This window comes from Nocardia sp. NPDC058497 (assembly GCF_042720195.1).
In the GTDB taxonomy this organism is placed as follows: domain Bacteria; phylum Actinomycetota; class Actinomycetes; order Mycobacteriales; family Mycobacteriaceae; genus Nocardia.
The window spans coordinates 1-3,447 of sequence record NZ_JBHXMY010000610.1 but is presented as its reverse complement, the minus strand read 5'-3'; the positions used below and the strand labels follow the sequence as shown (position 1 = coordinate 3,447).

The window sequence follows — 3,447 nt, the reverse complement described above, 5'->3', positions numbered from 1 at the left end:
CACCCCCACACCAGCGCTGTCCGCCCCCCCCCCACCCAAAAACACACAAACCTCCAACTATTTCTCCCTCGCCCCCCCGCGGGGGCGGCGCCCCCCCCCCCCCCCCGCGGGCGCTTCGGCACCGCCGCGACGTACGATGACGAGGCTTGCCCCGAGCCGAAGGGTCGCACCGTGTCCGAAGCGTTCGACTGGTCCGTTCCGAAGACCTACAGCCAGCCTGTCGACATGGACAATTACCTCACCATGCCGGAGGACGTCGCCCGTTCCGTCGAGATCAAAGACGGGATGATCGTTTTCTGCGAGTCGCCATCGCCGAACCACAACGCGGTGTCGCGCGCGATCGAGCGCGCACTGGCCGACGGCGAGGCGAAGCGCGACCAGCGCGAGCCCTGCCTGCGGGTCAACCGGGATATCGACATGCTGGTGTCGGAAGTCCCGTTCCACTACAAACGGCCGGACACCATCGTCTACCGGTGCGTCGAAACGCCACGGAATCGGTGGAAGACCAAACCGACCGTCGCCGACACAATTCTGGTCGTGGAAGTCGTATCACCGACAACGGTTACCGCCGACACGATCGACAAACGCTCCGAATACGCTCGGTATGGAATTCAGCATTACTGGATAGTCCGGATGGCCAATGACGACGGACCCGCCGTGTCCATCGAGATGCTGACCCTCAATTCCGAAGGACGCTACGTCTCCAACGGATTCCGGAACCGCACCGATGATTACGCGGCGGCCATCGACACGCTGACGCCGTTCCCGGTCCTGCTGACCTGGGAACAGCTGGACGAAGGCATCGACTGAGGTAGGTCTGCGCACCATCGCCAGTCCGGCCCCGCGTGGACGACCTCTACGATCGCGGGGGTGGGCGCCGATACGTTCGTTTATGCGATTCCGCTGCGTACGCGGTTTCGGGGGATCACCGTGCGTGAGGGGATGTTGATTCGGGGGCCGCTGGGATGGGGGGAGTTCTGTGCGTTTCCCGAGTATGACGATCGGGAGGCGGCGGGGTGGTTGGCTACCGCGGTTGAGCAGGCGACCGTGGGGTGGCCTGCGCCGGTGCGGGATCGGGTGCCGGTGAATTGCACTGTTCCCGCTGTCGATGCCGAGCGGGCTGGGCGGATTGTGCGTGAGTCCGGTTGCGCGACGGCGAAAGTGAAGGTGGCTGATCATCCTGGGTCGTTGGCCGAGGATCTGGCTCGGGTGGCGGCGGTGCGGGAGGCTATCGGGGCCGACGGGGCGGTTCGGGTGGATGCCAATGCGGTATGGGATGTGGAGACCGCGGTTCGGTATATCGGCGAGATAGACCGGGCTGCTGGTGGATTGGAGTATGTCGAGCAGCCGTGTCGGACGGTCGAGGAGTTGGCCGAGGTGCGGCGCAGGGTTTCGGTGCCGATCGCGGCGGACGAGTCGATTCGGCGGGCCGAGGATCCGTTGCGGGTCGCGGTGGCGGGGGCCGCTGATGTGGCGGTGCTGAAATGTACTCCGCTTGGCGGGGTTCGGCGGGCGCTGGCCGTCGCCGAGGCTGCCGGGCTGCCGACTGTGGTGTCGTCGGCGTTGGAGACGAGTGTCGGGCTGGCTGCCCAGATCGCGTTGGCAGGCGCTCTTCCGCAGCTCGAATTCGCCTGCGGTCTGGGAACTCTCGCGCTGTTCGAAGGTGATCTCGTCGCCGAATCGCTGTTGCCGGTGAACGGGTGGCTCACGGTTCCCACGGTCGCGCCGGAACCGGACCCCGCGTTGCTCGACAAGTACCGGCATCCCGATCCGGAGCGGACCGAGTGGTGGTTGCGGCGGTACGAGCGGGTGAGCGCGCTGCTCGACATGGACTGATCCCGCGGCGGTGCGCCTCGCCACCGAGCATGTTTGCGGTGCTGCGAGCCGGTCAGCGCGCTGCCCGACACGGACTGAACCTGCGCCGCCGCCCCTCACACCGAGCGGAGGTGGCTGCCTGCTGGGGGTTGGTGTCGCCGGAAGGTCATGGGCTGACCATCGCTCGCGAAGCCGAGTAGTGGACTACCCGCGATATCCGCGTGCGGATGCGGGAGGCTCAGAAGGTCCAGTTCATGAACCTTTGTGGAGATGAGCCCATGTCCGTGCAGGCCGATGCCGCCCCGACCTGTGGGGCAAGGTCGCCGACGCGGTGGATTTGGTGATTCCGCTGATCGCCGTCCTCGGCCAGTGCTTCGCCTGGTTCTATCTGGTCCGTAGCTACCGGCTGTTGAACGGCGCCAAGTTCCGGGTGATCGGGGCGCTCGAGGAGCGGCTTCCCGCCTCGCCCTTCTGGAAGGCCGAGTGGTGGGCCCTCGGTGAAGGGCGGGATCGGGCGCTGTATTGGCCGCTGTCCCATATCGAGCAGTGGGTGCCGGCGCTCTTCGCGCTCGCCTACGTCTCGGGGTTTCTCGCCATCGTGCTTCCTTGATAGGTTGTGCACAATTTAATTGTGGGCTATATTGTTGTCATGACCGACGGACTCACCCTCGACGAGCAGCTGTGTTTCCCGCTGTACGCGGCTTCGCGGGCGATGACGGCGGTCTATCGCCCGAAGCTGGAACAGCTCGGGCTCACGTATCCGCAGTATCTGGTGATGCTCGCGTTGTGGGAACACGACGGACGTAGCGTCGGCGAGCTCGGCAGGGCGCTCGAATTGGACTCGGGAACGTTGTCTCCGCTGCTCAAGCGGCTGGAGGCGACCGGGTTCGTCGAGCGGCGGCGGGCGGCCGAGGACGAACGCCGGGTCGACATCGTGCTCACCGGACACGGGCGGTCGCTGCGCGCCGAGGCGTGCCGGATTCCGGCCGAGATGGCCGAGATCGCGGGACTGTCCGTCGACGAGATCACCGCACTGCGCGGACTGCTGCGCAAACTCACCGATTCCCTCACAGAGAAATGAGAGCTCCCATGCAGGTCCTCTACACCGCCGAAGCCCTGGCCAGCGGCGAAGGCCGCACCGGCACCGCGCGCACCACCGACGGCAAGCTCGAAGTCGTGCTCGCCCCGCCGAAGGAGATGGGCGGCGACGGCGCGGGCACCAACCCCGAGCAGCTGTTCGCGGCCGGTTACGCCGCCTGCTTCCACTCGGCGCTGCGCCTGGTCGGCAAGAAGGCGGGCGCGAACATCGCGGATTCCGCTGTCGGCGCACAGGTTTCGATCGGCCCGAACGGCAACGGCGGGTTCGAGCTGGCCGTCGCCCTCGAGGTCACGCTGCCGCACCTGTCGCGCGAGGACGCGCAGGCGCTGGCCGAGCAGGCGCACCAGGTGTGCCCGTACTCCAACGCGACCCGCGGCAATATCGCGGTGGACGTGCAGGTGGCCGAGGACTGATTCTCGCCCCCGGGGGGTTGCCGCGGGCCCGGGGGGGGGGGGGGGGCGCGCGGGGGGTTAGCAAAAAAAAAACCCCACCCCCACCGAGATAAATAATAAGAGCTGGGGCGGGTGATAGGT

The 3,447-nt window shown here is 66.7% G+C and carries 5 protein-coding genes; all 5 read left to right on the top strand.

Annotated features, from left to right (window positions below; translation table 11 throughout):
- Positions 1-171 precede the first annotated feature (171 nt).
- Entirely contained in the window at positions 172-810 is a 639-nt protein-coding gene (locus ACFWPJ_RS28165; protein WP_378855816.1) for a Uma2 family endonuclease, read from the top strand.
- Between the two features lie 51 nt (positions 811-861).
- Entirely contained in the window at positions 862-1,836 is a 975-nt protein-coding gene (locus tag ACFWPJ_RS28160; protein ID WP_378855818.1) for an o-succinylbenzoate synthase, read from the top strand.
- 310 nt (positions 1,837-2,146) lie between these two features.
- Positions 2,147-2,425 (top strand): hypothetical protein, encoded by a 279-nt coding sequence (locus ACFWPJ_RS28155; RefSeq protein WP_378855814.1) that lies wholly within the window; start codon positions 2,147-2,149, stop codon positions 2,423-2,425.
- Positions 2,426-2,464: 39 nt separating this feature from the next.
- Complete coding sequence (locus tag ACFWPJ_RS28150) at positions 2,465-2,896, top strand: MarR family winged helix-turn-helix transcriptional regulator (RefSeq protein ID WP_378855812.1); 432 nt, start codon at positions 2,465-2,467, stop codon at positions 2,894-2,896.
- Positions 2,897-2,904: 8 nt separating this feature from the next.
- Positions 2,905-3,327 carry an organic hydroperoxide resistance protein gene (locus ACFWPJ_RS28145; protein ID WP_378855810.1) on the top strand — a complete coding sequence of 141 codons (423 nt, stop codon included), beginning with the start codon at positions 2,905-2,907 and terminating at the stop codon, positions 3,325-3,327.
- Positions 3,328-3,447 lie beyond the last annotated feature (120 nt).